The following is a 26,129-nucleotide window of genomic DNA, read 5'->3' on the forward strand; positions in this document are numbered from 1 at the left end:
CGGAGCCCGCTCAGTCCGGCGCGCGCCCAAGCACCACGCGCGCGAAGAACCCCGCCAGCACCGACTCGGCCACCTCGGCCGACACGTGCTGCGGATCGGCCGAGTAGTACGACTGCACGCCGTCGCACAGGCACATCAGCCCGAACGCCAGCGTCTCCGCCGGCAGCAGCAGCGGCGTGCCCGCACGCTCGGAGAAGCGCCGGATGAACTCGGCCATCTGCAGGCGCTTGCCATGCAGGAACTGGTTGAACCGAACGCGGAATTTCGCGTCGCGCGCGGCCTGCAGCTTCGCCTCGCCCCACAGCAGCGAATACTCGTCGTCCTGAAACAGCGTCCGGTAATACGCGAGCGACATCGACTCCATCTGCTCGCGCGTGCCGCCCCCGTCGAAGATCGCCTGGAAGTCGGCCTGCACCTCCGCGTGATTGCGCTCCAGCAATGCCAGCAGCAGGTCAGACTTGCTGCGGAAATTCGAGTAGAACGCGCCGCGCGTATAGCCGGCCGCCGCCGCGATGTCCTCGACGCTCGCGGCGACAAAACCTTTCTTCAGAAAAATACGGTGCGCGGCAATCAGCAGACGTTCGCGCGTCTGGTCCCTGCTCTGCTCGCGAGTTAAGCGCTGTGGTTTCATGGCGCGCAGTCTAGCACCCTTTACCTTTCGGATTCATCTTTGCACTCAGATACAGGTGTGTATTAGAATTCGCCACAGTTTCTGAAAGATGGTGTCCGCACGCCCGTGCCGGCGCCGCTCGGGGCAAGCGCCCGCCGCGCTCGCCGGCTTCGTTCCGCTCTCGCTCTCACCTCATCTGGGGGTTTCGTGAATCGCTCCGGTTCCCGCGTCGCGCTGCTGGTCGGCGCCGCGCTCGTCGTCGCCGCCTGTCATCCGAAAGAATCCGCGCCGCCCGCCCCGCGCCCCGTCGTCGCGCTGCCCGCCCATGCCGACGACGCTGCCGTCGCCCGCACGCTCCCCGGCGAGATCCAGCCGCGCTACGCCACCCCGCTTTCGTTCCGCATCGCCGGCAAGATCATCGAGCGCAAGGTGCGCCTCGGCGATACGGTCAAGGTCGGCCAGGTCGTCGCGCTGCTCGATCCGTCCGACGTCGAGAAGAACGCCGCGAGCGCGCAGGCGCAACTCGATGCCGCGACGCACAGCCTCGCGTTCGCGAAGCAGCAGCTCGACCGCGATCGCGCGCAGGCGCGCGAAAACCTGATCGCGACCGCGCAGCTCGAGCAGACCGAGAACAGCTACACGTCGGCGCTCGCGCAGCGCGACCAGGCGCAGCAACAGCTCGCGCTCGCGAAGAACCAGCTCCGCTACGCGACACTCGTCGCCGACCACGCGGGCTATATCACCGCCGAACAGGCCGACACCGGCCAGAACGTGTCGGCCGGCCAGGCCGTCTACCAGCTCGCGTGGTCCGGCGACGTCGACGTCGTCAGCGACGTGCCCGAGGCCGCGCTTGCATCGCTCACGCCGGGCCACGCGGCCACCGTCACGCTGCCGTCGCTGCCGGGCCGCCCGTTCGCCGCGAAGGTGCGCGAAATCGCACCGGCCGCCGATCCGCAAAGCCGCACGTATCGCGTGAAGCTCACGCTCGCCGCACCCGATCCGGCGATCCGGCTCGGGATGACGGCCAGCGTCGCGTTCGACGGCGCACCGGCCGCCGGCGACGCGCAGTCGATCACGCTGCCCGCGACCGCGCTGTTCCACGACGGCCAGCAGCCGGCCGTGTGGGTCGTGCGCACGAAGGACGACACGCTCGAGCTGCGCCGCGTCGACGTCGCGCGCTTCAACGAGCGCACGGTGACGGTGTCGCACGGGCTGCAGCCCGGCGAACGCGTCGTGCTGCAGGGCGTGCACACGGTCAGCGCGGGCGAAAAGGTCCGCGCGATCGCGCCGCTGCATCCGGAGGACTTCGCATCGTGAGCGTTTCCTACGAAGAAGGCCGCTTCAACCTGTCGGCGTGGGCGCTGCGCCACCAGGCGCTGGTCGTCTACCTGATCGCGCTCGCGACGCTCGCGGGCATCCTTGCCTACACCCGCCTCGCGCAATCCGAAGACCCACCGTTCACGTTCCGCGTGATGGTGATCCGCACGTTCTGGCCCGGCGCGACCGCGCGGCAGGTGCAGGAACAGGTCACCGACCGGATCGGCCGCAAGCTGCAGGAAACGCCGGCCATCGACTTCCTGCGCAGCTATTCGCGCCCCGGCGAATCGCTGATCTTCTTCACGATGAAGGATTCAGCGCCCGTGAAGGACGTGCCGGAAACCTGGTACCAGATCCGCAAGAAGGTCGGCGACATCGGCTATACGCTGCCGCCCGGCGTGCAGGGCCCGTTCTTCAACGACGAATTCGGCGACGTCTACACCAACATCTGGACGCTCGAAGGCGACGGCTTCACGCCGGCGCAGCTCCACGATTACGCCGACCAGCTGCGCACCGTGCTGCTGCGCGTGCCGGGTGTCGGCAAGGTCGACTATTTCGGCGACCCCGACCAGCGGATCTTCATCGAGGTCAACAATGCGCAGCTCACGCGCCTCGGCATCTCGCCGCAGCAGCTCGGGCAGGCGATCAACGCGCAAAACGACATCTCGTCGGCCGGCACGCTGACGACCAGCGACGACCGTGTGTTCGTGCGGCCGAGCGGCCAGTTCGACAACGTCGACGCGATCGCCGACACGCTGATCCGCATCAACGGCCGCACGTTCCGGCTCGGCGATCTCGCGACGGTGAAGCGCGGCTACGACGATCCGGCCGTCACGCAGATGCGCGCCGGCGGCAAGGCGGTGCTCGGCATCGGCGTCACGATGCAGCCGGGCGGCGACGTGATCCGGCTCGGCAAGGCGCTCGACGCCGAATCGAAGGACCTGCAGGCGCAACTGCCGGCCGGCCTCAAGCTGACGCTGGTATCGAGCATGCCGCATGCGGTCGCGCATTCGGTCGACGACTTCCTCGAAGCCGTCGCGGAAGCCGTCGCGATCGTGCTGGTGGTGAGCCTCGTGTCGCTCGGCCTGCGCACCGGGATGGTGGTCGTGATCTCGATTCCCGTGGTGCTCGCGGTCACCGCTCTCTTCATGTACCTGTTCGACATCGGGCTGCACAAGGTGTCGCTCGGCACGCTCGTGCTCGCGCTCGGGCTGCTCGTCGACGACGCGATCATCGCGGTCGAGATGATGGCCGTGAAGCTCGAACAGGGCTACACCCGCGCCCGCGCCGCCGCATTCGCCTATACGAGCACCGCGTTCCCGATGCTGACGGGCACGCTCGTCACCGTGTCGGGCTTCCTGCCGATCGCGCTCGCGAAATCGAGCACCGGCGAATACACGCGCTCGATCTTCGAGGTGTCTGCGATCGCACTGATCGCGTCGTGGTTCGCGGCGGTCGTGCTGATCCCGCTGCTCGGCTTCCACCTGCTGCCCGAGCGCAAGCGGCAAGCGCATGAAGCGCACCTGCCCGACGACCACGAGCACGACATCTACGACACGCGTTTCTACCGGCGGCTGCGCGGCTGGATCGACTGGTGCATCGAACGGCGCTTCGTCGTGCTGTTGATCACGGGCGCGCTGTTCGTCGTCGCGCTGATGGGCTTCACGCTCGTGCCGCAGCAGTTCTTCCCGAGCTCCGATCGCCCCGAGCTGCTGGTCGACCTGCGGCTGCCCGAAGGCGCGTCGTTCGCGGCGACGCTGCGCGAGACCGAACGGCTCGAGAAAGTGATCGACAAGCGCCCCGAGATCGATCATTCGGTGAACTTCGTCGGCAGCGGCGCGCCGCGCTTCTACCTGCCGCTCGACCAGCAGCTTCAGTTGCCGAACTTCGCGCAGTTCGTGATCACCGCGAAATCGGTGAAGGACCGCGAAAAGCTCGCGACCTGGCTCGAAACCACGTTGCGCGAGCAGTTCCCGGCCGTGCGCTCGCGGCTGTCGCGGCTCGAGAACGGCCCGCCGGTCGGCTATCCGGTGCAGTTCCGCGTGAGCGGCGACAGCATCGCGACGGTCCGCTCGATCGCGGAGAAGGTCGCGGCGACGATGCGCGGCGACGCACGCACCGTCAACGTGCAGTTCGACTGGGACGAGCCGGCCGAGCGCTCGGTGCGCTTCGAGATCGACCAGAAGAAGGCGCGCGAGCTGAACGTCACGTCGCAGGACGTGTCGAGCTTCCTCGCGATGACGCTGTCCGGCACGACCGTCACGCAGTACCGCGAGCGCGACAAGCTGATCGCGGTCGACCTGCGCGCGCCGCGGGCCGATCGTGTCGATCCGGGCAAGCTCGCCGGCCTCGCGCTGCCGACCCCGAACGGCCCCGTGCCGCTCGGCTCGCTCGGCCGCTTCAAGCCGACGCTCGAATACGGCGTCGTGTGGGAGCGCGACCGCCAGCCGACCATCACCGTGCAGTCGGACGTGCGCGCCGGCGCGCAGGGCATCGACGTCACCCATGCGGTCGACGCGAAGCTGAACACGTTGCGCGCGCAACTGCCGGTCGGCTATCAGATCAACATCGGCGGCTCGGTCGAAGAAAGCGCGAAGGCGCAGAAGTCGATCAATGCGCAGATGCCGCTGATGGCGATCGCCGTGTTCACGCTGCTGATGATCCAGCTGCAGAGCTTCTCGCGCGTGCTGATGGTCGTGCTGACCGCGCCGCTCGGGCTGATCGGCGTGGTCGCGACGCTGCTGCTGTTCGGCCAGCCGTTCGGCTTCGTCGCGATGCTCGGCGTGATCGCGATGTTCGGGATCATCATGCGCAACTCGGTGATCCTCGTCGACCAGATCGAGCAGGACATCGCGGTCGGCCACCGCCGCATCGACGCGATCATCGGCGCGACCGTGCGGCGCTTCCGCCCGATCACGCTGACGGCCGCGGCCGCCGTGCTCGCGCTGATCCCGCTGCTGCGCTCGAACTTCTTCGGGCCGATGGCGACCGCGCTGATGGGCGGCATCACGAGCGCGACCGTGCTGACGCTGTTCTACCTGCCCGCGCTGTATGCGACGTGGTTCCGCGTGAAGCACGACGAACGCGACCCGCATGACGGCCCGCCGCCTGGCGGCACGCCTGCCGCGCCGTCGGGAGTCTGACCATGGATCGATCGATGAACCTGAAAACACACGCCGTGCGGGCACTCGCGGTGGCGAGCCTCGCCGGCCCGCTCGCGGGCTGCGCCTGGTTCGCGCCGAGCGGCGAGCCGCCCGCGATGCCGTCGCCCGCGCACTATGGCGCCACGCCGCAAGTCCAGCAGACCGTGTCCGCGCAAGGCGTCACGCAGCAGTTCGAGGTCGGCGCGCAACCGGTGCCCGACTGGTGGAAACAGTACCGCTCCGACGCGCTGAACGCGCTCGTCGACGAAGGGCTGCGCAACAGCCCGACGTTGAGCGCGGCATCCCACTCGCTCGATGCCGCGCGCGAACAGTTGCGCGGGCAGATCGGCAGCTCGATGCTGCCGTCGATCGACGCGGGCGGCCAGGCCACGCGCCAGCGTGCGCTCGGCGTGCCGATTCCCGCGCTCGGCGCGCCAACGCTGCTGTACGACACGTTCGTCGGGCAGCTCCAGGCGAGCTACACGATCGACCTGTTCGGCGCGTCGCGTTTCGCGAACCGCGCGCTGGCACGACGCGTCGACGTCAGCGCGTTCCAGCTCGAATCCGCGCGGCGCGCGCTGGCCGCGAACATCGTCACCGCGTCGATCACGGTGTCGGTGCTGAATGCGCAGATCAACACGACCGAGCGACTCGTCGCGCTCGCCAACGACCAGGCGCACGATGCCGAACGTCGCTACGCGCTCGGTTCCGCCTCGCGCAGCGACGCGCTGAACGCGCGGCAAAGCGCCGACACGTTCGCGGCGAGCCTGCCCGCGCTGCGCCAGCAGCGCGACTCGGCGCGCCATGCGCTCGCGGTGCTGGTCGGCCGCACGCCCGACCGGCCGCCGGCCGACCTCACGCTCGCCGATCTGCACCTGCCCGAACAGGTGCCCGTCGTCGTGCCGTCGGACCTGCTGCAAAGCCGCCCGGACATCCAGGCAGCCGACGCGGGGCTGAAGGCGGCCGCGGCGGAAGTCGGCCTCGCGACTGCGCAGATGTTCCCGCAGCTGTCGCTGTCGGCGGCGATGGGCAAAGGCGGCTTCAGCTGGCCAACGATGCTGTCCGGCGCCGGCGCGATCTGGAACGTCGGCGCGTCGCTGAGCCAGCCGATCTTCCATGGCGGCGCGCTGCTCGCGCAGCGCCGCGCGGCGAAGGCGACCTACGAGGCCGCCGTCGACCAGTACAAGCAGGCCGTGCTCGGCGCATTCCAGAACGTCGCCGATTCGCTCGCCGCGCTCGAGCACGATGCGGAGGCGCTCGACGCGTCGTCCCGTGCCGCGCTGTCCGCGCGCGGCGCGTACGACGACGCGGCGGCCCGCGTGCGGCTCGGCGCGCTGCCGCCGTCGGCCGCGCGCGCCAGCGAGCTGCAGTATCGCAACGCACGGCTCGACGAGATCCGCGCGACCGGCGCGCGGTTCGCGGATACCGCGCGGCTTTACCAGGCGATGGGCACGCCGCCGGTCGACAAGACCGGCCAGTCCGGCAAGACCGGCAAGGCGGCCGACGCGTCCGCCACCGGCCAGCAAGCGCGCGCCGCCGGCGCCGACATCCCGCCTTCGCCGCCTGCTCCACAATAAGCCGGCCCTGCCATCGGGTGCGCGGAATCCCGCCGCGTACCCGATTTCCGATCTTCCGCTTGACCCTCACGTAGCGTAACGTTCGAGACTCCAGTGTGCGACCCGAATGGAGGAACGAATGCGACTGAAAGTGGGAGAACTGGCGAAACGCAGCGGGCTGACCGTCCGCACGCTTCATCACTATCACGCGATCGGTCTGCTGACGCCTTCGGCGCGCGCCGACAACGGCTACCGGCTGTACGACCGCCACGACATCGCCCGGCTCCACCAGATCCAGGCGCTGCGTCGCTTCGGCCTGTCGCTCACCGAAATCGGCGACCACCTGAACCAGCCCGACACGCCGCTCGTCGAGATCGTCGCGAAGCAGATCGCGCTGCTCGACCGTCAGCTCGCGCAGACCACGCAGCTGCGCGAGCGGCTCGTGAACCTGCATGCGCAGCTCGCCGCGGGCACGGAGCCGGAGCTGGCCGATTGGCTCACCACACTGGAGTTGATGACCGTGTACGACAAATATTTTTCCGAGGAAGAACTCGCGCGCCTGCCGATGTACCAGAAGAGCCAGGCGGGCGACGCCGAATGGATCGCACTCGTCGACGAGGTGCGTGCGCTGCACGACGCGGGCGTGCCCGCCGAGGACGAACGCACCCGTGCGCTCGCCAGCCGCTGGATGGCGCTGCTCGTGCGCGACACGAACGGCGATCCACGGCTGCTGGCGAAGCTGAACCTGATGCACGAACACGAACCGGCGATGCAGTCGAAGATCGGGATTTCGACCGCGCTGCGCGACTATGTGCTGCGCGCGTCGTCGGAAACCAAGATGCGGATCTTCGAGAAGTATCTCGCGCCGGACGAGATCCGCTTCATGCGGGCGCACTATGGTGAAAGCGCGATGGCATGGCCGCAACTGATGGGCGACGTGCGCGACGCGATCGATGCGGGCGCTCGGCCGGATTCACCGGAAGGCCGCGCGCTCGCGCAGCGCTGGCTCACGCTGTTCTGCAGCTATGCGGGCAACGATCCGGCCACGCATGCGAAATTCCGCCACGCGATGACGAACGAGCCGTCGCTGACGAAGGATTCGTGGATCGACGATACGTTGATCGGCTTCGTGCGGGACGCGATGGCGCAGCTTGCGCCAGCGCGATGAACACGTCGAGCGCGTTGAGCGCATGACGGTGCGGGCGGCACGCGGGTTTCCCGCGTGCCGCCCGCTTCACCATTTGCAGCCCGCGCGCAACGCACGGCCAGCGCGACGACGCACGACCTGCGGCGCCCCGCTACTTCGGCACCTGGCGGTTGAGACGTGTCAGTCCGGCTCGCCGACGCCGTCATCGCTGAACGCGAGCAGGTCGCCGGGCTGGCAGTCGAGATAGCGGCAGATCGCCTCGAGCGTCGCGAAACGGATGCCCTTGACCTTCCCTTGCTTGAGCAGCGACAGATTCTGTTCGGTGATGCCGACGGCTGCCGCGAGATCCTTCGAGCGGACCTTGCGCGTCGCGAGCATCACATCGAGCTTGACCACGATCGACATGGCGCGCCTCAGACGAACTGGCGATGCTCGGCGTCGAGCGTACTCGCCTGCCGGAGGATATGTGCGATCACGGCAATGCAGGCCGCGGTGAACAGCGCGACGACGTACGGCAGACCGAAGCCGATGCTGACCATGCGCTGGCCGACCGGTTCGAGCATCGTCGCCCACATACTGAGGAGCGGTTCGCACAGTACGCTCAGCAATACCCACAGGCCGATCCCGCGCCCGGTCTTGCCGAGATGGCCGGCCGCTTGCGCGGAGAAGTAGTCGCGGTGCGCATACGTGCGGAACAGCAGACGCAGGTGACGCAGGCCGTTCGCAAGCGCGACGAGCGGTACGCCCGACAACAGAAAGCCGCCGACCTTCTGCCACCACGGGAACGCAGCGACGTCGACGTTCAGGTTGGAGATCACCGAGTCGGACAAGCCGAATGCAAACCCGGGCCCGGTACGCATCAGGATCAACGACGGAAAGGCCCAGAACGCTGCGTTAAGCACCAACAGGCCGACGATCAACGACAGCGTGACGGCAGCCATGCGCTGGCTGATACGGGCAATGCGATCGGAATGCATGTGAAGTCCTCGACGGGGAATGAACGTGCGTCGAGTGTACACTGATAATTATCGTAAAACGATAATTAATCGTTGCTCTGGAATGATTTTTTATCGCATGGCATGTTCGACTCACCTCGACAGGCGCGCGTCGCACGCACCGTCGCGCCCGCCGATCATGAACGAAGACGCCCCCGGATCGAACGCGCCATTATCCGCATGGGCACATCGCGCCGCCATTGCACCCCGCTCACCCACCGCGCGACCCGAGCCCGAGCGCCTTCAGGCGGCGGTACAGCGTCCGCTCGCTCATTCCCGTCCGTTCGGCCAGTGCCTTGCGCGTGCCGGCGAACCCGCTCGCGATCCGCACGAGTTCGGCATCCGTCAGCACACCAGCCGCCCCCTCCTGCGGCACCGCCGATGCGACAACCAGCTCGGCCGGCAGATGCTCGATGCGGATCGTCCCGTCGTCCGCGAACAGGCACGCGCGTTCGAGCACGTTGCGCAGCTCGCGGATGTTGCCCGGCCACGCATACGCATCGAGACACGCACGCGCGCGCTCGGTCAGCACGAACGGCCGGGCCGCGAACGGCCGCGCGCCCGCGTCGCCCGCGCCGGCACGCGCGTTCGCGATCCGCCGCAGGATCGACTCGGCCAGCAGCGCGACGTCCCCGCGCCGGTCGCGCAGTGCCGGCAACGGAATCGGAAACGCGTTGATCCGGTAGTAGAGATCCTGCCGGAACCGGCCGTCGTCGATCATCTCGCGCAGCGGCTTGTGCGTCGCCGCGACCAGCCGGAAATCCGCGCGCAGCGCCTCGACGCCGCCGACGCGGCGGAACGTGCCCGACTCGATCAGCCGCAGCAGCTTCACCTGCATCGGCAGCGGCACGTCGCCGATCTCGTCGAGAAACAGCGTGCCGCCCTGCGCGGTCTCCACGAGGCCCGGCTTGCGCTGGTTCGCGCCGGTGAACGCGCCCTTCTCGTAACCGAACAGTTCGCTCTCGAACAGCGTCTCGGCGATCCCCGAACAATCGACGACGACGAACGGCCCCATCGCGCGGTCGCTCGCCTCGTGCAGCGCGCGGGCGAACAGCTCCTTGCCGGTGCCCGATTCGCCGAGCAGCAGCACCGGCAGCATCGAGGGCGCGACGCGCTGCAATGCGCCGAGCGCCGCATTGAACGCGTCGGCGCCGCCGACGAGCCCTTCCGCGCTCGGCTGCGCGGATGCGCTGCGCACCGTCGTCAGCCGCTCGACGTACGCGATCACGTTGCCGTCGGCATCGAAGATCGGCCGCAATTCGACGTCGACATGCTCGGGGCCGCGCGGCGTGTGGTGGATGTGCAGCACGCGGTTCAGCCCGCGCGATTCGAGCGCCTGCTTCATCGGGCAATGCTCGCCGGCCTGATCGCACGGCACGTCGTAGTGATGCGAGACCTGGAAACAGTGCCGGCCCACGTGCTCGACGCCCGCGACCCCGAACTGGCGCCGGTACGCATCGTTCGCCGCGAGGATGCGGTAGTCGGGATCGACGACGATCATCGGTTGCGGGTCCTGCTCGAGATACGCGACGAGCGCGCGCACGTCGGGCATGGCGTCGCGGCGCGGCGCGGGGACGATCGGGATGGTGTCGTGCGGATTCATGCGGACGCTCGGTGAAAGGCAGCCTGACGAACTGCCAGGCAGACTGCCAATTCTGCCACGACACTGCCAAACATGGCAGTCAGAAGCCGCAGCCGGGTGCCGCCAACACCCGCGCATCGCTGCAACCGCCCCGAAAACCCGAGCCGAATCAAATCCCGGGCGGATCGGCCGGTGCGTCGGCGCACGCTGGCACGCTTCTTGAGTGACCCATCCCGATTGCAGATGCAGAACCCGATCGAGGACACCCCGTGAGCCATGCCACCACGCTGTCGGTCGAAGGCTTTTTCGACCCGGCGACCCACACCGTCAGCTATCTGCTGCTCGATACCGCGAGCCGCGCGTGCGCGCTGATCGACAGCGTGCTCGACTACGACCCGAAGTCCGGCCGCACGCACACCGCGAGCGCCGACCGGCTGATCGCCCGCGTCGCCGAACTTGGCGCGGACGTGCACTGGCTGCTGGAAACCCATGTGCACGCCGACCACCTGTCGGCCGCGCCGTACCTGAAGGAACACGTCGGCGGCCGGATCGCGATCGGTTCGCACGTGCGCCGCGTGCAGCACGTGTTCGGCACGCTGTTCAACGCGGGGCCCGGCTTCGCGCAGGACGGCCGCCAGTTCGACCGGCTGCTCGACGACGGCGACACGCTCGCGCTCGGCGCGCTGACGATCCGCGCGCTGCATACGCCGGGCCACACGCCCGCGTGCATGACCTACTGCGTCGACGACGCGACGCAGCGCGCGGCCTTCGTCGGCGACACGCTGTTCATGCCCGACTACGGCACGGCGCGCTGCGACTTCCCGGGCGGCGACGCACGCACGCTGTACCGCTCGATCGCGCGCGTGCTCCGCCTGCCGCCCGACACGCGCCTGTACCTGTGCCACGACTACCAGCCGGGCGGCCGCGACGTGCAGTTCGTGACGACCGTGGCCGAGCAGCGCCACGCGAACGTGCACGTGAAGGACGGCGTGACCGAGGACGATTTCGTCGCGATGCGCACCGCGCGCGACGCCACGCTCGCGATGCCGGTGCTGATGCTGCCGTCCGTGCAGGTCAACATGCGCGCCGGCCACCTGCCCGAGCCCGAAAACAACGGCGTGCGCTACCTGAAGATCCCGCTCGACGCGATCTGAGCGACACGCCCCCCATCCGGAGACCCCCGACATGACCATCCGCAAGCTGACCGACGCGCTGTCGGTCTCGCCGCAGATCGCGGCGGCCGACCTGCCCGCGCTTCACGCGGCCGGCATCCGCGCGATCATCTGCAACCGCCCCGACGGCGAAGGCCCCGACCAGCCGACCGTCACCGAGATCCGCACGGCCGCCGCGCCGCTCGGCATCGACGTGCATTACCTGCCGGTCGATACGGGCAAGGTGACCGACGACCAGGCCGCACAATTCGGCGCGCTCGTCGCGTCGCTTGAAGGCCCGGTGCTCGCGTACTGCCGCAGCGGCACGCGTTCGGCCACGCTGTGGGCGCTGTCGCAAGCCGGCCTGCGCCCGCTGAACGACATCGTCGCGACGGCCGCTGCGGCCGGCTACGACCTGCGCGCGCTCGCGTCGCGGGTCGTGCAAGGCGGCAAGCAGGCGGCACCGGCCGTCGACGCGCGGCACGACATCGTGATCGTCGGCGCGGGCGCGGCCGGCATCGCGGTTGCATCGAGCCTGCTCGCGCGCGATGCGTCGCTCGATATCGCGGTGATCGACCCGGCCGACGTCCACTACTACCAGCCGGGCTGGACGATGGTCGGTGCGGGCGTGTTCCGGCCCGAGACCACCGCGCGCCGGATGACCGACGTGCTGCCGCGCGGCGTGCACCGGATCCAGGCCGCCGTCGCCGGCTTCGAGCCCGACGCGCAGACGGTCGTGCTCGACGGTTGCCGCCGCATCGGGTATCGCAAGCTCGTCGTGTGCCCGGGGCTCAAGCTCGACTGGCACGCGATCGACGGCCTCGCCGACACGCTCGGCCGCAACGGCGTCACGTCCAACTACCGCTACGATCTCGCGCCGTACACGTGGGAGCTGGTGCGCGCGTTCCGCGGCGGCAACGCCCTCTTCACGCAGCCGCCGATGCCGATCAAGTGCGCGGGCGCGCCGCAGAAGGCGATGTACCTGTCGTGCGACCACTGGCGGCGTTCCGGCCGCCTGGAAGCCGCGAACGTCGAGTTCCTGAATGCGGGCGGCGCACTGTTCGGCGTCCCCGACTACGTGCCCGCGCTGATGGAGTACGTGAAAAGCTACGACATCGCGCTGTCGTTCGGCCACAACCTCGTGTCGATCGACGGGCCCGCACGCCGTGCGACGTTCGCGCGCGCGCTGCCGGACGGCGGCAAGGAAACCGTCGTGCGTTCGTTCGACATGATCCATGTCGTGCCGCCGCAGAAGGCGCCCGACTTCGTGCGTTCGAGCCCGCTCGCCGACGCGGCCGGCTGGATCGACGTCGATCCGGCGACGCTGCGGCACCGGCAGTTCCCGGACATCTACGCGCTCGGCGACGCGACCAACACGACCAATGCGAAAACGGCCGCGGCCGCCCGCAAGCAGGCGCCCGTCGTCGCGCACAACCTGCTCGCGTCGCTCGGCCGCGCGCAGGGCGACGCCGCTTACGACGGCTACGGCTCGTGCCCGCTCACCGTCGAGCGCGGCAAGATCGTGCTCGCCGAATTCCTGTACGGCGGCAAGGTCGCGCCGACCTTCCCCGCGTGGCTGATCGACGGCAAGCGCCCGTCGCGGCTCGCGTGGCTGCTCAAGGAGCGCGTGCTGCCGCCGCTCTACTGGAAGGCGATGCTCAAGGGCCGCGAATGGCTCGCGAAGCCCGCGATCGCACGTTGACCGGAGTGCGCTGACGCCATGCTGATTTCCCTCGTCCTGGGCGGTTTCGTCGGTGCCGTGCTCGGCCTGACCGGCGCCGGCGGCGGCATCCTCGCGGTGCCGGCGCTCGTCGTCGGCATGAGCTGGCCGATGCAGCAGGCCACGCCCGTCGCGCTCGTCGCGGTGGCGGGTAGCGCCGCGCTCGGCGCGCTCGAAGGGTTCCGCCGCGGGCTCGTGCGCTATCGCGCGGCGCTGCTGATGGCCGCGGCCGGCGTGCCGCTGACCACGCTCGGCGTACGGCTCGCGCACGTGCTGCCGCAACGCCTGCTGCTCGCGCTGTTCGCACTGACGATGCTGGTCGTCGCCGGCCGCCTGTTGCGGCAGGCGCTGCGGCACGCGCCGGCCGACGCCGACGCGTCGCCGCTGTGCGTCGGCCGCGTGAATCCCGATACGGGCCGGCTCGTGTGGTCCTGGCCGGTCGGCGTCGCGCTGGCGTCGACCGGCGCGATGACGGGCCTGATGACGGGGCTGCTCGGTGTCGGCGGCGGCTTCGTGATCGTGCCGATGCTGCGCAAGTTCACGAACGTGTCGATGCACGGGGTCGTCGCGACGTCGCTGATGGTGATCGCGCTCGTCGGCACCGGCGGCGTGTTCGCCACGCTCGTGTCGGGCACGCGCGCACCGCTCGACGTGACGCTGTGGTTCACCGTCGCGACCGCGCTCGGCATGGCCGCCGGTCGTGGCGCGTCGCGCCACCTCGCCGCGCGGCACGTGCAGGCCGGGTTCGCGGCCGTGCTCGTATGCGTCGCGCTCGGGCTGCTGGCGAAGGCGGCGTTCGGCGTGTAAGCCGGCGCGCGACCGGGCGCGGGAATCGAACCCGCGTCCCGTCTACGATGCCGTTCATCTCGTACTGACCGGCACCGATCCATACGCAGCGCCACCCAAACAAAACGCCCGGCCCGACTCGTCGTCGGCACCGGGCGTTTTTTTACAGCAGCGATCGCAACCCGAACGTCAGGCCGCGAACCCCGCCATCCGCTTGCGTTCCTGGCGCAGCATCACGAAGTTCGCGATCACGACGCCGGCCGTCACCGCGACGATGAACAGCGTCGCGAGCGCGTTCATCTCCGGGTTCAGGCCCAGCCGCACACGCGAGAACACCACGAGCGGCAGCGTCGTCGAGCCGGGGCCCGACAGGAACGCCGACAGCACGAGGTCGTCGATCGACAGCGTGAACGACAGCAGCCAGCCCGCGATCAGCGCCTGCGAAATCAGCGGCAGCGTGATCGTGAAGAACACCTTCAGCGGCGTCGCACCGAGATCGAGCGCGGCTTCTTCCAGCGACGGGTTCAGCTCGCGCACGCGCGACTGCACGATGATCGCGACGTACGAGATGCACAGCATCACGTGGCCGAGCCAGATCGTGAACACGCCGCGCTCGGCCGGCCAGCCGATCCACTTCGCCAGCTCGATGAACAGCAGCAGCAGCGAGATCCCCTGGATCACCTCGGGAATCACGAGCGGCGCGTTGATCATCCCGCTGAACAGCGCGAAACCGCGAAAGCGCCCCATCCGCGCGAGCACGAAGCCGGCCCACGTGCCGATGAACACCGACGCGAACGCGGTCAGCACGCCGATCTTCAGCGACAGCCACGCGGCCGTCAGCAACTCGTCGTCCTCGACGAGCGCCGCGTACCAGCGGAACGAGAAGCCCGACCACACGGTGACGAGCTTCGACTCGTTGAACGAATAGACGATCAGGCTGATGATCGGGATGTACAGGAACGCGAAGCCGGCAAACAGCGCCGCGAACTGCAGGTAACGATTCGGCTTCATCGGCGGCCTCCCTGCTCCTTCGCCTGGAAGTGCTGGAACATCGCCATCGGCACGAGCAGCAGCAGCACCATCGCGCAGGTCACCGCCGACGCCATCGGCCAGTCTGCGTTGTTGAAGAACTCATTCCACATCACGCGGCCGATCATCAGCGTGTTCGCGCCGCCGAGCAGTTCGGGAATCACGTACTCGCCGACCGCCGGGATGAACACGAGCAGGCAGCCCGCGATGATCCCGTTCTTCGACAGCGGCAGCGTGATCTGCACGAATGCCTTCCACGGCTTGGCGCCGAGGTCGTACGCGGCTTCGAGCAGGCGCAGGTCCATCTTCACGAGGTGGGCGTAGAGCGGCATCACGAGGAACGGCAGGTACGAATAGACCATCCCGATGTACACCGCGTAGTTGGTGCGATACAGCTCGATCGGCGTATGCGTGAGCCCGATCCACATCAGGAAGTTGTTCAGCAGCCCGTTGTTCTTCAGGATGCCGATCCACGCATACACGCGGATCAGGAACGACGTCCAGAACGGCAGCATCACGCCCATCATCAGCAGGTTGCGGGTCGCCGGGTTCGAGCGCGCGATGTAGTACGCCATCGGATAGCCGATCAGCAGACACAGCAGCGTCGTGATCGCGGCCACCCACACCGAGTTCACGTAGGTCGCGAAATACAGGCTGTCCGTGAACAGGAACGCGTAGTGCGACAGGTTCAGCGCGACGTGCACGACGCCGTCCGCGTACGACGCGAGCTCCGTGTACGGCGGGATGCCGAGCTGCAGCTCCGCGAAACTGATCTTGACGACCAGCACGAACGGCACGAGGAAGAACAGCACGAGCCACGTGAACGGGCCCGCCACGACCGCCGTGGCGCCCGTCAGGTTGAAGCGCCGCACCGGCCACTCGAGCAGGGACTTGAACGCGGTCATGACGTCAGCACCACGCCGGCCGTCGCGCTCCAGCGCACGTAGATCTCGTCGCCGAGTGCCGGCGTCTCGAGCTCCGAAATCGCGAGGCTCGACACGTTCGCGATCACCGTCTTGCCGCCGTCGAGCTTCACGTGATACAGCGAGTAGCCGCCCATGTAGGCGACGTTGCTGATCCGGCCGCGCGCCCAGTTGAACGCGCCTTCGGGCGGCTTGCGCGTGAGCGCGATCCGTTCGGGGCGCACCGACACGGTGACCGGCATCCCGAGCGGGCCCGAGATCCCGTGGCTCACGTACAGCCGGCTCGGCAGCTCCGGCGATTCGATATACACGTGGTCGGGTTCGTCCTCGACGGTCACGCCGTCGAACAGGTTCGTCGAGCCGATGAATTCGGCCGAGAAGCGGCTGTTCGGATATTCGTACACCTCGTTCGGCGAGCCGATCTGCACGATCTGCCCTTCGCTCATCACCGCGAGGCGATTGGCCATCGTCATCGCCTCTTCCTGGTCGTGCGTGACCATGATGCAGGTGACGCCGACCTTGTTCAGGATGTTGACGAGCTCGATCTGCGTGCGCTGGCGGATCTGCTTGTCGAGCGCGGACATCGGCTCGTCGAGCAGCAGCAGCTTCGGCCGCTTGACCAGCGAGCGCGCGAGCGCGACGCGCTGCTGCTGGCCGCCGGACAGCTGATGCGGCTTGCGCTTCGCGTACTTGCTCATCTGCACGAGTTCGAGCGCCGAGGCGACGCGCTCCTTCAGCTCGGCCTTCGGCGTGCCTTCCTGCTTGAGACCGAACGCGACGTTCGACTCGACCGACATGTGCGGGAACAGCGCATACGACTGGAACATCATGTTCACGGGCCGCTTGTACGGCGGCATCTGCGCGAGGTCCTCGCCGTCGATCAGGATCTTGCCCGACGTGACCGTCTCGAGGCCCGCGAGCATCCGCAGCAACGTCGACTTGCCGCAGCCCGAGCTGCCGAGCAGCGCGAACAGCTCGCCCTGGCGCACGGTCAGGTTGACGCTGCGCACGGCTTCGGTGTCGCCGAATTTCTTGACGACGTCGACGATCTGGACAAAGGTCTCGGCGCGCGCATCGGCGCCGGAGGAGGAAACGGAGGACGGCGCGCCCGCGACCGGCGCACCCGACTGGCTATTCATGATGTGCTGCTTCTCTCCTGCGTTGAACGAACAAAGCCCCCGGGGGTACCAGGGGCTTCATGACTGCCGGGAACATCGGCGCGTGTCAGCGGCCCGACTTCAGCTCGGTCCACAGACGCGTCTGCAGACGCTGGATTTCAGGCGGCAGCGGCTTGAGCAGGAACAGCGTCTTCACGACGTCGGCCGGCGGATAGACGGCCGGGTCGTTCGCGACGTCGGGCCGCACGTACTTGCGGGCCTCTGCGTTGGCGCTCGGGTAGTACACCGCGTTCGTGATCGCCGCGTGCACCTTCGGATCCTCGATGTAGTTGATCCACTGCAGCGCGGCATCCTTGTTCTTCGCATCCTTCGGGATCGCCATCACGTCGAACCACACCGGCGCGCCGCCCTTCGGAATGTAGTACTCGACCTTGTACGGCTTCTTCGCCTCGATCGCGCGATGCTTCGCGATCACGACGTCACCCGACCAGCCGAACGCGAAGCAGATGTCGCCGCCGACCAGGTCGTTGATGTAGCCCGACGAGTTGAATTGCGTGATGTACGGGCGGATCTTCTTCAGCACTTCCATCGCGGCCTTGTAGTCGGCCGGGTTCGTGCTCATCGGATCCTTGCCGATGTAGTGCAGCGTCGCCGCGAACATCTGGTCGGGCGCGTCGAGCACCGACACGCCGCAGGTCTTCAGCTTCGAGATGTTTTCCGGCTTGAACAGGATGTCCCAGTTGTCGAGCGGCACCTTGCCGAGCGCCTGCTGCGCCTTCGTCAGGTTGTACGCGAGACCGGTCGTGCCGTACGCCCAGGGCACCGAGTACTTGTTGCCCGGGTCCGCGCCGGCGACGAGCGCCATCAGTTGCGGATCGAGGTACTTGAGGTTCGGCAGCTTCGACTTGTCGAGCGGCGCGAAGATGCCGGCGGCGATCTGCTTGCCCGCGTAGTTGCTGGTCGGCACGACGATGTCGTAGCCCGAGCTGCCCGTCAGCAGCTTCGCCTGCAGCGTGTCGTCGCTGTCGTAGTTGTCGTAGCGGACCTTGACGCCCGTCTGCTTCTCGAAGTTCGGGATCGTGTCCTTCGCAATGTAGTCCGACCAGTTATAGACATTGAGCTGCGTATCCTTCGCCGCTGCCGCCGATGCACCCACGCACAGCGCGAGCGCTGCGAACCGGCCCACTACCTTTGCTTTCATCCCGTTCTCCCTACGGCCGGACCGTGTGTCCGGCTGCCGTCTGCCTCGTCATGACGGCGCATTCTGGCGCGCCGCCCCTCGAAAACCCCGAAAACTACCATCATTCGCGCCCCGTCACAAAAAAATCATGCCGGTGTCGCGCAAACGGAACAGATTACCGCCGCCGGCCAGGCTGGCCGCCCGTGCGGCGGGGCGTTCCCGGGGAATTCTATCGGGTAATCGGCGGCTGTCCACCTGGAAAAACGGGCGGCGGCGCACCCGCGTCCGCCGGCCGGACGCGAACCGCCTGGCGCGCTGTGCCCGAACCCGCCGCACTGTCACGCCGCTGCACCGGTACGGCATGCCGGCCGCCCCCGCCCGACCGTCCGGCCGCGATGCATTAAAATGGCGGCTGACGATTCAACTGCGTGAACCCTTCCGATGGCCTCCAATCTCCACGACCTGCCCGACAGCCCCTGCATCGGCGTGTGCTCGACCCTCTTCGACGAAGTCTGCAAGGGCTGCGGCCGCACGGCTGCCGAAGTGTCGAACTGGGTGTTCCTGAGCGACGACGAAAAGCGCGCGGTGTGGGAGCGCATCTCGCGCGAAGGCACCGCGATGCGCTTCCAGTACGACAAGCTGTAAATCCACCGCCGCCGCGCATAAAAAAAGCGGCATGCCGACCGACATGCCGCCAACCCCAACTCTGTTCTTTTCCCTTCGCGTCTAGAACTTCATCCCGACGCCCACGCCGACGATCAGCGGATCGATGTGCAGCGTGCCGATGCCCTTGTCGCCCAGCGTCGCATCGGTGCTCATCCAGATCTTCTTCACGTCGACGTTCATGAAAATCTTCTTCGTCACCTGCACGTCCACGCCGAACTGCAGCGCGGGGCCGAAGCTGCTCTTGTTGATCGACACGCCCTGCCCGCCGACGTTGAGCCCGTTGTTGTAGAAGTACGTGTAGTTCACGCCCGCGCCGACGTACGGACGCACCTTGCCGGCATGATTGAAGTGGTACTGCAGCAGCAGCGTCGGCGGCAGCACGCCCACGCCGCCGAGATTGCCGACGCTCGACGTCAGCTGGTGCCGCGACGTGCCCAGGATCAGCTCGACGCCGAGGTAGTCGCGGATCATGTACGTGAAGTCGAGCTCGGGCACGATCGCGTTGTTCACCCCGACGTTGAGCGCACCCAGCGTGTCGCTCGCGCGTTCGTTCGGCTGGATGCTGATCGCGCGCAGCCGGACCAGGACGTCGCCCTGGTTGATGCCGTCGCCCGGCGAGGCTGCGTGCGACAGCGAAGGCATCGCGGCGAAAGCGGCAGCAACGGCCGCAGCGGTGACACAAGTTCGAATCGTTTTATGCATGGTACGGACCCCCAAAGAATGGTTTCCATTCTCCCTGTAGGGTCTTTTCTTTATCTTGATATTCGTCAAGCCAGCGTAAACGTGGGGCGGTTTGCCGCAGGCTCCGTCGCACAGCCCGTCAGCAGCAGGTCGAGCAAATCGCGCACGCTGCGGATCGCACGGCCGAACGGCAACGCTTCGCGGCCGCGGAAGAACAGCCCGTTCGCCACGTCGCCGCGCAGCGCGGCCGCGAGCCGCGTATCGATGCAGAAATGGCCGAACTTCTCGATGCCGTCGCGCAAGCCGCATACGCTCAGGCATTCGAGCGCGGTCGGGCAACGCTGTTTCAGCGCACCGAGCTTGGTGCGGATGCGCGTCTCGTTGCGCAGGTAACGATCGAGCCACGGCGTCTTCACCGCGCGCGCGGGCAACCCGGTCACGCTGACGAAGTCGACGATGTCCTCGGGCGTCGCGTCGGCCAGCACGCGCTTGAAGTGCGGATGCGCGTCGCCCTCTTCCGTCACCGCGAACGGCGTCCCCACCTGCACGCCGTTCGCGCCGGCGTCGAACGCCGCGCGCACCGTGTCGTGGCTGTTGATCCCGCCCGCAACGATCAGCGGGATCGTTTCGCGCGCGAGGCCGAGCGACGCCATCACCTGGGCGGTCTCGTCGAGCACGCGCGCGAAATCGAAGCGAGGGTCGTGCATGTCGTCGATCTGCGTGACGCCGAGATGGCCGCCCGCATGCGCCGGATGCTCGATCACGATCGCGTCGGGCAGGCGCCCCTTCTTCATCCATTTCTTCAGCACGAGCGCGATCCCGCGGCTATCCGACAGGATCGGAATCAGCGCGATGTCGTGCCCTTGCGTGAGATCGGGCAGATCGAGTGGCAGGCCCGCGCCCATCACGATCGCGTCCGCCCCCTCGTCGCACGCGACCCGCACGTAGTCGGCATGCGCGCTCACGGCCTTCATCACGTTGACCGCGATCATCCCGCGCCCTTCGCTGTAGGTCTTCGCGAGGCGGATCTCGCGTGCGAGCGCCTCGAGGTTCGCGGCCTCGAGCGTCGCGCGATCGGGTTGCGCGCGACAACGCGCGAGCAGGTCCGCATGATGGTGGCGCAGGTCGATGCTCGCGATCGTGCCGACCGCGCCTTCTCGCGCGACGCTGCCCGCCAGCCGGTGCGCGGAGATGCCGACGCCCATGCCGCCCTGCACGACGGGCAACAAGGTGCGGCCGCGAATCGTCAGCGGCGGAAAGGAAGTGCGTACGGTCATCTGAAACCTCGTCGGAACATCGGAACCGCGATGATCGACGATCCACCGACGCGCACCTTGACGACCGTCAATAAAAAACGGCACGCGAGCGTGCCGTTTTCATGTCATGTCGTGAGAAACGCTCAGGCCGGCTTCGCGGGCTTCAACTGCATCGACTTGTACTCGAGATATTCTTCGAGCCCGTACACGCCGTTCTCGCGGCCGTGTCCCGACTGCTTGTAGCCGCCGAACGGCGCGGCCATGTTCCATGCGCCGCCGTTGATGTCGACCTGCCCGGTGCGGATGCGGCGCGCGATGCCCATCGCGCGTTCATCGCTGCCGGCCCATACCGCGCCGCCGAGCCCGTACGGCGAATCGTTCGCGATGCGCACGGCCTCGTCTTCATCGCGATACGTGATGATCGACAGCACCGGCCCGAAGATTTCTTCCTGCGCGATCGTCGATTTCGGATCGACGCGGCCGAACACGGTCGGCTTCACGAAGAAGCCTTTATCCAGCCCTTCCGGCAGGCCCGTGCCTCCCGTCACGAGTTCGGCGCCTTCGTCGATCCCGCGCTGGATGTAGTCCTGCACGCGCTGCTGCTGCACGGCCGATGCCAGCGCGCCGAGGCGCGTCGCATCCTGCCGCGGATCGCCGGCGACGTAGGTTTCGGCCGCCGCCTTCGCGATCTCACGCGCTTCGTCGTAGCGCGCTTCCGGCACCAGCATGCGCGTGTGCGCCGAGCAGGTCTGCCCCGCGTTCAGGTAGCACGCGTTGACCGTGCCCTTCACCGCCGTCGCGAAATCGGCATCGTCGAGGATCACCGACGCCGACTTGCCGCCCAGCTCGAGCGCGACGCGCTTGACGCCCGCGGCCGCCAGCTCGGCCACGCGCTTGCCGGCGCGCGTCGAGCCCGTGAACGACACCATGTCGACGTCCGGATCGGTGGCCAGCACTTCACCGACGACCGGGCCATAGCCGCACACGAGGTTGAACACGCCGGCCGGCAGCCCGGCTGCGTGAATCGCTTCGGCGAGCATGAACGCATTGAGCGGCGCGACTTCGGACGGCTTCAGGACGACCGTGCAGCCGGCCGCGAGCGCCGGCGCAACTTTCAGCGTGATCTGGTTGAGCGGATAGTTCCACGGCGTGATCGCCGCGACGACGCCGACCGGCTCGCGCACGACGAGCGAGTTGCCGACCTGTGCCTCGAATTCGAACGACTCGGCGAGCTTCGCATACGCCTTCCAGTTGTAGATCGGGCCGCCGACCTGGATCGCGCGCGACAGCTTGATCGGCATCCCGACTTCGCCGGTGATCGACTGCGCGAGTTCCTCGCTGCGCGCCTGCAGATGCTCGACGATCTTGCGCAGGTAGCCCGCGCGCGTCGCGGGCGGCGTGGCCGCCCACGCGTCGAAGGCTGCGCGCGCCGCGCGGATCGCGTCCTGCGCGTCGGACGCGACACCTTCCGGAATCCGGCCGATCACGGCCTCGGTGCCCGAGTCGATCACGTCGATCGTGCCGGTGCCGGCCGGTTTGCGCCACGCGCCGTCGATATAGAACTGGTCGTAGATTTTCATCGCTTTCCGCCTCCAGGAAAGCCGCCATTCTAGCGAGCGTTTCGGTCCGCCGGTGTGACCCGCCATGACGATTGACAGCCATTCGAAAGGTCTTTAGCCTCGGCGCCTCATTCATCATAAGAAAGGAGAATGCCTTGAGCATCCTGACCAAAATCGAGGGCGGCTATCTTCAGGTATTGCGCGTGATCGTGCTGTTGTTCGCGACCGCAGTCCTGATCGGCGGGGTCATATTCGGCGCGGTCGCACTCGATGCGCGCCTGTCGAAACCGCCGAAGGTCGATTCGGCCATCCAGGTCGATCCCGCATCGTTCGCGTGGGAGAACGATGCGCCCGTCAAGGCCACGCCGGCCGCCGGCGGCGCCGCAGCCAAGGACGACGATGCGTCGCCCGCGCTGCGCCTGTCGACGCAACTGTCGGGCATCGTGCAGAAGCACGGCCGCGCGGCCCTGTCGCCGGACTACGCGGTCGATCGCGACGCATACGAGCCGTCGTTCCAGCGCGTGCTCGGCGACGACGACCATCCGGACGTCGCGTACTACGAGCAGCAGATCGCGTATCTCGACAAGGTGCTGTCGCGCCCGGACGTCGCGGCCAGCGTCAAGAAGAAGGTCACCGGTCACGGCGACGAATATGCGCGCGAGCAGGCGTACACCGACGTCGTGTCGACGGTCATGCGCGACTTCTCCGAGCGCTACGACGCACGCCGCACCGCGATCGACGACGAAAAGAAGGCCGCGGAAGAAACCGCTGCCGAGAACGGCCAGACCGCGCGCTACGCGGGCGTCGCCGCGCTCGTCGCGCTGTATTCGTTCGTGTCGCTCGCGGTGCTGATCATCCTGATCCGCGTCGAGCGCAGCATCCGCTCGATCGCGCGCGCCACGCACACGACGACCTGAGTTCACTCACCGGCAGCCGGGCTCGCGGGCCGGGCTGCGGCGGGCCCGGCAACGGGCCCGCTTCACGGTGCCGACGGCCGTTCCCCGGCCGCCTCATCCCGCGCCGCGCCTCACGCGCTTGCGCACTTTCCGTTCCCGCTGCCCCCTCACTTCGCCGTCGGCGATCCTCGCCGGCGCGGCGTCCGTTTCACCACCGCCATGTCAGCATCCGCCCGGGTGCGCGGTCGGGCCCGCATCGTGCTATGTTTTTATTATCGGCACCGGCCCAATGCAACCGGCGCCGCCCGGAATCGACGTATTTCGTGAGCGCTGCCATGTCCGACGCACCCCATATCCTCGGCTCGCAAGACCGCCTGGAACTGCTTTGCTGGCTCACCTGCGGCAATCTCGGCGCGTTTTACCTCAACGAATCGTGGCCGGACGCCACGTTCCAGGTCCAGGCCGCGCATCGCTGGCTCGACCGCCATCGTCGTCAGGCCGACTGGCTGGCCGTTGCCAAGCTCGCGGCGCTCGCGCAGGACATCGCAAAGCGGCATGCCGGGTTCGTCGATGCGTCATGGGCGCGCGACGCGGTCGAGGAAATCGTCGATACCGACGATCTCGACTATCGGGCGAAACTCGTGCAATGGGTCTACGAAGACTGCTGCAAGGCGCTCGCCGACAAGCGGCTGGCCGATTGAGTCCATGCGTGCGGGCCGCGACAGCGCGCGGCCGCCCGTCTTCTCATCGATGATGTGCGCGGGGCGGCCGGAATGGCCTGCGGAAGCGGTACGCATCGCACCGCCCCCTGCGCCGCCAAGCACCGCGACACTTACAGCAGCGACTTCGCCTGCGTCAGCACCTTGTCGCAGATCTGCTTGGTCACCTGCTGCTTCAGGCCGCCGCCGCTCAGGTCGAGCTTGCTGCCGTTGCCGGCATCGAGGACCCCGCTCGCGCCGCTGGTATAGCCGCTGTCGGACGATGCGTTGCCGCCGAGCTTGCCCATCAGCGCGTCCTTCACCGACGATGCACCGCCGGACGCCCCGCCGAGATAGTTGTTCTGGATGCAGAACTGCAGCAGGCCGGCGACGTTCCCGGTGCTGCCCGGCATCAGCGACGCACCGCCCCCGCCCGTCAATGCACCGCCGAGGCCGCCGAGATTGCCGAGCGCACCGCCCGCGCTGCCGCCTGCATCGCCACCGCCGCCGACCTGCTTCAGGACATCGCCCAACTGCGCATGCGCCACCGAAAACGGCGCGAGCAATCCGATCAGCGCGCCGGCAACGGTCGCGCGGTATAGACGTGCATTCATATGAAGCCTCCCGGTTGTGATGACATGAGTACCGCGAATCGAATCCAAGGATACGCAATCGACCCGTGCCTGACAGCCTTCGAAGGCGGCCTGAAACGTCAGGCATCGTGATATCGCCGCGATTTGACAAAGCTTGACGGCGTGCCGTGTGCGGAACGTCGGTTTGGCGCAGGCTCGCGATCACGGCGCCAGGTCGCCGGCGCGCGTGAAGCGTCATAGAATCGTCGTCGCCGGCCGTTCGGACCCTCCGGCCCGATCCCCATCCCGAACCTGAAGGATGCTCGCGTGATGCTTGCCCATCGACTGCTGCTGATCGCCGGCGCATCGGCCGCGCTGCTTTGGGGTTCCGGCACCGCCCGCGCGGCGACGGCGACGGCCGCCGCCGCATGCCCGTCGCCTTCGTTCGACCGCTATCCGGCACTCGCTGCGAGCGCGCCGCGCAAGCCGGCCGCGGCACCCCGCCTGACCACCAGGGAAACCCGCCGCTACCGCACCGTCATTCGCGACGAATTCACGCAACCGGCCAATTTTGCCGGCCACTACCGGGTCGCGGTCTGGGGTTGCGGAACGGATTGCCGGAATTTCGCGATCGTCGACAAGTACACGGGCGCGACGTACACGATGCCCGGCGTGCAGGCCATCGCAGGCGTGATGGGCAACGACGAGGAGCGCGTCGATTTCCGTCCCGGCAGCAGGCTGCTGATCGTCGCGGGCTGCTTCAACGACGAATGCGACGACAACAGCGCGAAGGCCGCCCGGTTCTTCTACGCGTGGACCGGCACGCAGTTGCGTCGGATCGGCACCTGTCCGCTGGCGATCGAGCCGCTTCAGTAGCCGACCGATGGATGCGCATGCCGCCGCTCGCCGCGACTTGCGCTATCGTTGCTCCGGTACACCTTGAACGGCGCACCCATCCGCGATGTCCATTCGCCTCAGTTTCGACGACGGGCCCGGCCCCTCGACACCCTTCTTGCTCGATGTTCTGCACGCCGCGTCCTGCCACGCGACCTTCTTCCTGCTCGGCCGGAATCTCGCAGGCGCACTCGACGTCGCGGCAAGAATGGCGAGCGAAGGCCACCTGCTCGGCAATCACACGCATTCGCACGCGAGGCCGGGCGCGCTGGCGAACGATGCACTGATCGACGAGATCGAGACGACCGACGCGCTGATTCGCGAAGCCTATCGTCGAGCCGGCGTTCCGGTTCCGGACACGATTCCATTGCGCCTGCCTTACGGCCTGATGCCGGAGGACAGCCGCGCCGGCGTGCTGGCGCGGCTGCAGCGCGAACACACGGGCTGGACCGCGATACTGGACGACTGGCACCGGCCGGCGCCGTCGCCGCAGGCGCTGTTCGACGCGATGTGCGCGCACGTCGACGCCACCGCGGCACGGCAACATGACGTGCTGTTCTGCATGCACGACGGATCGCGGCATGGCGAGGCGCGGCCCCATACGGTCGAAGCGGTACGCCTGTTCCTGAATCGGCCGCGCTGATAAAGCA

General features: G+C 67.8%; 24 protein-coding genes. 12 read left to right on the plus strand and 12 right to left on the minus strand.

Translation table 11 applies throughout. The annotated features are described in order from the left end of the window. Window positions 1-10: 10 nt before the first annotated feature. On the minus strand, window positions 11-631 hold the full coding sequence (locus tag CFB40_RS09660) for a TetR/AcrR family transcriptional regulator (protein WP_089425509.1): 621 nt from the start codon (window positions 629-631) through the stop codon (window positions 11-13). A gap of 186 nt (window positions 632-817) precedes the next feature. On the opposite strand from CFB40_RS09660, the gene CFB40_RS09665 reads away from it, so the two are divergent. The 4 genes from CFB40_RS09665 to CFB40_RS09680 all read left to right on the plus strand — a co-directional run bounded on the left by CFB40_RS09665 (window position 818) and on the right by CFB40_RS09680 (window position 7,794). Beyond that, window positions 818-1,927: an efflux RND transporter periplasmic adaptor subunit gene (locus CFB40_RS09665; RefSeq protein ID WP_089425510.1), complete on the plus strand. Its 1,110-nt coding sequence runs from the start codon at window positions 818-820 to the stop codon at window positions 1,925-1,927. Then, the gene (locus tag CFB40_RS09670; protein ID WP_089425511.1) at window positions 1,924-5,070 is read left to right on the plus strand and encodes an efflux RND transporter permease subunit; all 3,147 of its coding nucleotides are present in this window, start codon (window positions 1,924-1,926) and stop codon (window positions 5,068-5,070) included. The genes CFB40_RS09665 and CFB40_RS09670 overlap by 4 nt, the downstream gene beginning before the upstream one ends. 2 nt (window positions 5,071-5,072) lie before the next feature. Continuing rightward, window positions 5,073-6,647: an efflux transporter outer membrane subunit gene (locus CFB40_RS09675; protein WP_089431129.1), complete on the plus strand. Its 1,575-nt coding sequence runs from the start codon at window positions 5,073-5,075 to the stop codon at window positions 6,645-6,647. Between the two features lie 118 nt (window positions 6,648-6,765). Further along, window positions 6,766-7,794: a MerR family transcriptional regulator gene (locus CFB40_RS09680; RefSeq protein WP_089431130.1), complete on the plus strand. Its 1,029-nt coding sequence runs from the start codon at window positions 6,766-6,768 to the stop codon at window positions 7,792-7,794. Window positions 7,795-7,953: 159 nt separating this feature from the next. Here CFB40_RS09680 and CFB40_RS09685 read toward each other — a convergent pair whose 3' ends face one another. From CFB40_RS09685 to CFB40_RS09695, 3 genes are all read right to left on the minus strand, one after another. Further along, window positions 7,954-8,178, minus strand: coding sequence for a helix-turn-helix domain-containing protein (locus CFB40_RS09685; RefSeq protein WP_027787308.1), 225 nt, complete (start codon window positions 8,176-8,178; stop codon window positions 7,954-7,956). Between the two features lie 8 nt (window positions 8,179-8,186). After that, window positions 8,187-8,750: a DUF2975 domain-containing protein gene (locus CFB40_RS09690; RefSeq protein ID WP_089425514.1), complete on the minus strand. Its 564-nt coding sequence runs from the start codon at window positions 8,748-8,750 to the stop codon at window positions 8,187-8,189. Window positions 8,751-8,979: 229 nt separating this feature from the next. After that, entirely contained in the window at window positions 8,980-10,371 is a 1,392-nt protein-coding gene (locus CFB40_RS09695; protein WP_089431131.1) for a sigma-54 interaction domain-containing protein, read from the minus strand. Between the two features lie 248 nt (window positions 10,372-10,619). On the opposite strand from CFB40_RS09695, the gene CFB40_RS09700 reads away from it, so the two are divergent. The 3 genes from CFB40_RS09700 to CFB40_RS09710 are packed head-to-tail and all read left to right on the plus strand — an operon-like array spanning window position 10,620 to window position 14,028. After that, a complete protein-coding gene (locus CFB40_RS09700) occupies window positions 10,620-11,504 on the plus strand; it encodes an MBL fold metallo-hydrolase (RefSeq protein ID WP_089431132.1) in 885 nt (294 codons plus the stop codon). Between the two features lie 31 nt (window positions 11,505-11,535). Further along, window positions 11,536-13,203: a bifunctional protein tyrosine phosphatase family protein/NAD(P)/FAD-dependent oxidoreductase gene (locus CFB40_RS09705; RefSeq protein WP_089431133.1), complete on the plus strand. Its 1,668-nt coding sequence runs from the start codon at window positions 11,536-11,538 to the stop codon at window positions 13,201-13,203. 18 nt (window positions 13,204-13,221) lie between these two features. Beyond that, the gene (locus CFB40_RS09710) at window positions 13,222-14,028 is read left to right on the plus strand and encodes a sulfite exporter TauE/SafE family protein (RefSeq protein ID WP_089431134.1); all 807 of its coding nucleotides are present in this window, start codon (window positions 13,222-13,224) and stop codon (window positions 14,026-14,028) included. Window positions 14,029-14,196: 168 nt separating this feature from the next. Here the strand turns inward: CFB40_RS09710 and CFB40_RS09715 are convergent, their stop codons facing one another. The 4 genes from CFB40_RS09715 to CFB40_RS09730 all read right to left on the minus strand — a co-directional run bounded on the left by CFB40_RS09715 (window position 14,197) and on the right by CFB40_RS09730 (window position 18,278). Further along, complete coding sequence (locus CFB40_RS09715) at window positions 14,197-15,018, minus strand: ABC transporter permease subunit (protein ID WP_089431135.1); 822 nt, start codon at window positions 15,016-15,018, stop codon at window positions 14,197-14,199. Continuing rightward, window positions 15,015-15,941 carry an ABC transporter permease subunit gene (locus CFB40_RS09720; RefSeq protein ID WP_089425520.1) on the minus strand — a complete coding sequence of 309 codons (927 nt, stop codon included), beginning with the start codon at window positions 15,939-15,941 and terminating at the stop codon, window positions 15,015-15,017. Before CFB40_RS09720 ends, CFB40_RS09715 begins: the two co-directional genes overlap by 4 nt. Further along, complete coding sequence (locus CFB40_RS09725) at window positions 15,938-17,098, minus strand: ABC transporter ATP-binding protein (RefSeq protein WP_089425521.1); 1,161 nt, start codon at window positions 17,096-17,098, stop codon at window positions 15,938-15,940. Before CFB40_RS09725 ends, CFB40_RS09720 begins: the two co-directional genes overlap by 4 nt. An 85-nt stretch (window positions 17,099-17,183) precedes the next feature. Then, on the minus strand, window positions 17,184-18,278 hold the full coding sequence (locus CFB40_RS09730) for a polyamine ABC transporter substrate-binding protein (RefSeq protein ID WP_089431136.1): 1,095 nt from the start codon (window positions 18,276-18,278) through the stop codon (window positions 17,184-17,186). Window positions 18,279-18,698: 420 nt separating this feature from the next. On the opposite strand from CFB40_RS09730, the gene CFB40_RS09735 reads away from it, so the two are divergent. After that, window positions 18,699-18,902 (plus strand): DUF1289 domain-containing protein, encoded by a 204-nt coding sequence (locus CFB40_RS09735; RefSeq protein ID WP_010095552.1) that lies wholly within the window; start codon window positions 18,699-18,701, stop codon window positions 18,900-18,902. 81 nt (window positions 18,903-18,983) lie between these two features. Here the strand turns inward: CFB40_RS09735 and CFB40_RS09740 are convergent, their stop codons facing one another. From CFB40_RS09740 to CFB40_RS09750, 3 genes are all read right to left on the minus strand, one after another. Then, window positions 18,984-19,625 (minus strand): OmpW/AlkL family protein, encoded by a 642-nt coding sequence (locus CFB40_RS09740; protein WP_089431137.1) that lies wholly within the window; start codon window positions 19,623-19,625, stop codon window positions 18,984-18,986. Between the two features lie 65 nt (window positions 19,626-19,690). After that, window positions 19,691-20,881 (minus strand): NAD(P)H-dependent flavin oxidoreductase, encoded by a 1,191-nt coding sequence (locus tag CFB40_RS09745; RefSeq protein WP_089425523.1) that lies wholly within the window; start codon window positions 20,879-20,881, stop codon window positions 19,691-19,693. A 122-nt stretch (window positions 20,882-21,003) separates the two neighbouring features. After that, window positions 21,004-22,440 (minus strand): aldehyde dehydrogenase family protein, encoded by a 1,437-nt coding sequence (locus CFB40_RS09750; protein WP_089425524.1) that lies wholly within the window; start codon window positions 22,438-22,440, stop codon window positions 21,004-21,006. Between the two features lie 134 nt (window positions 22,441-22,574). On the opposite strand from CFB40_RS09750, the gene CFB40_RS09755 reads away from it, so the two are divergent. Next, complete coding sequence (locus CFB40_RS09755) at window positions 22,575-23,336, plus strand: hypothetical protein (RefSeq protein WP_089425525.1); 762 nt, start codon at window positions 22,575-22,577, stop codon at window positions 23,334-23,336. A gap of 314 nt (window positions 23,337-23,650) precedes the next feature. Then, window positions 23,651-24,016: a hypothetical protein gene (locus CFB40_RS09760; protein WP_089425526.1), complete on the plus strand. Its 366-nt coding sequence runs from the start codon at window positions 23,651-23,653 to the stop codon at window positions 24,014-24,016. Between the two features lie 131 nt (window positions 24,017-24,147). On the opposite strand, the gene CFB40_RS09765 is transcribed toward CFB40_RS09760, so the two are convergent. Continuing rightward, window positions 24,148-24,627: a DUF2501 domain-containing protein gene (locus tag CFB40_RS09765; protein ID WP_089425527.1), complete on the minus strand. Its 480-nt coding sequence runs from the start codon at window positions 24,625-24,627 to the stop codon at window positions 24,148-24,150. Window positions 24,628-24,912: 285 nt separating this feature from the next. On the opposite strand from CFB40_RS09765, the gene CFB40_RS09770 reads away from it, so the two are divergent. Together CFB40_RS09770 and CFB40_RS09775 are read left to right on the plus strand one after the other, a co-directional pair. Continuing rightward, on the plus strand, window positions 24,913-25,461 hold the full coding sequence (locus tag CFB40_RS09770) for a hypothetical protein (RefSeq protein WP_089425528.1): 549 nt from the start codon (window positions 24,913-24,915) through the stop codon (window positions 25,459-25,461). An 85-nt stretch (window positions 25,462-25,546) separates the two neighbouring features. Further along, complete coding sequence (locus CFB40_RS09775) at window positions 25,547-26,122, plus strand: polysaccharide deacetylase family protein (protein ID WP_089431138.1); 576 nt, start codon at window positions 25,547-25,549, stop codon at window positions 26,120-26,122. Window positions 26,123-26,129 lie beyond the last annotated feature (7 nt).

The sequence above is a fragment of the Burkholderia sp. AU31652 genome, from assembly GCF_002223155.1.
GTDB lineage: Bacteria > Pseudomonadota > Gammaproteobacteria > Burkholderiales > Burkholderiaceae > Burkholderia.

Excerpts from the sequence above, each read along its gene's own strand:
- CFB40_RS09775 (WP_089431138.1), top strand. The coding sequence starts at position 25,547 with ATGTCCATTCGCCTCAGTTTCGACGACGGGCCCGGCCCCTCGACACCC.
- CFB40_RS09765 (WP_089425527.1), bottom strand. The coding sequence starts at position 24,627 with ATGAATGCACGTCTATACCGCGCGACCGTTGCCGGCGCGCTGATCGGA.
- CFB40_RS09750 (WP_089425524.1), bottom strand. The coding sequence starts at position 22,440 with ATGAAAATCTACGACCAGTTCTATATCGACGGCGCGTGGCGCAAACCG.
- CFB40_RS09695 (WP_089431131.1), bottom strand. The coding sequence starts at position 10,371 with ATGAATCCGCACGACACCATCCCGATCGTCCCCGCGCCGCGCCGCGAC.
- CFB40_RS09690 (WP_089425514.1), bottom strand. The coding sequence starts at position 8,750 with ATGCATTCCGATCGCATTGCCCGTATCAGCCAGCGCATGGCTGCCGTC.
- CFB40_RS09675 (WP_089431129.1), top strand. The coding sequence starts at position 5,073 with ATGGATCGATCGATGAACCTGAAAACACACGCCGTGCGGGCACTCGCG.
- CFB40_RS09725 (WP_089425521.1), bottom strand. The coding sequence starts at position 17,098 with ATGAATAGCCAGTCGGGTGCGCCGGTCGCGGGCGCGCCGTCCTCCGTT.
- CFB40_RS09660 (WP_089425509.1), bottom strand. The coding sequence starts at position 631 with ATGAAACCACAGCGCTTAACTCGCGAGCAGAGCAGGGACCAGACGCGC.
- CFB40_RS09685 (WP_027787308.1), bottom strand. The coding sequence starts at position 8,178 with ATGTCGATCGTGGTCAAGCTCGATGTGATGCTCGCGACGCGCAAGGTC.
- CFB40_RS09715 (WP_089431135.1), bottom strand. The coding sequence starts at position 15,018 with ATGAAGCCGAATCGTTACCTGCAGTTCGCGGCGCTGTTTGCCGGCTTC.
- CFB40_RS09710 (WP_089431134.1), top strand. The coding sequence starts at position 13,222 with ATGCTGATTTCCCTCGTCCTGGGCGGTTTCGTCGGTGCCGTGCTCGGC.
- CFB40_RS09745 (WP_089425523.1), bottom strand. The coding sequence starts at position 20,881 with ATGACCGTACGCACTTCCTTTCCGCCGCTGACGATTCGCGGCCGCACC.
- CFB40_RS09680 (WP_089431130.1), top strand. The coding sequence starts at position 6,766 with ATGCGACTGAAAGTGGGAGAACTGGCGAAACGCAGCGGGCTGACCGTC.
- CFB40_RS09760 (WP_089425526.1), top strand. The coding sequence starts at position 23,651 with ATGTCCGACGCACCCCATATCCTCGGCTCGCAAGACCGCCTGGAACTG.
- CFB40_RS09705 (WP_089431133.1), top strand. The coding sequence starts at position 11,536 with ATGACCATCCGCAAGCTGACCGACGCGCTGTCGGTCTCGCCGCAGATC.
- CFB40_RS09735 (WP_010095552.1), top strand. The coding sequence starts at position 18,699 with ATGGCCTCCAATCTCCACGACCTGCCCGACAGCCCCTGCATCGGCGTG.
- CFB40_RS09720 (WP_089425520.1), bottom strand. The coding sequence starts at position 15,941 with ATGACCGCGTTCAAGTCCCTGCTCGAGTGGCCGGTGCGGCGCTTCAAC.
- CFB40_RS09740 (WP_089431137.1), bottom strand. The coding sequence starts at position 19,625 with ATGCATAAAACGATTCGAACTTGTGTCACCGCTGCGGCCGTTGCTGCC.
- CFB40_RS09730 (WP_089431136.1), bottom strand. The coding sequence starts at position 18,278 with ATGAAAGCAAAGGTAGTGGGCCGGTTCGCAGCGCTCGCGCTGTGCGTG.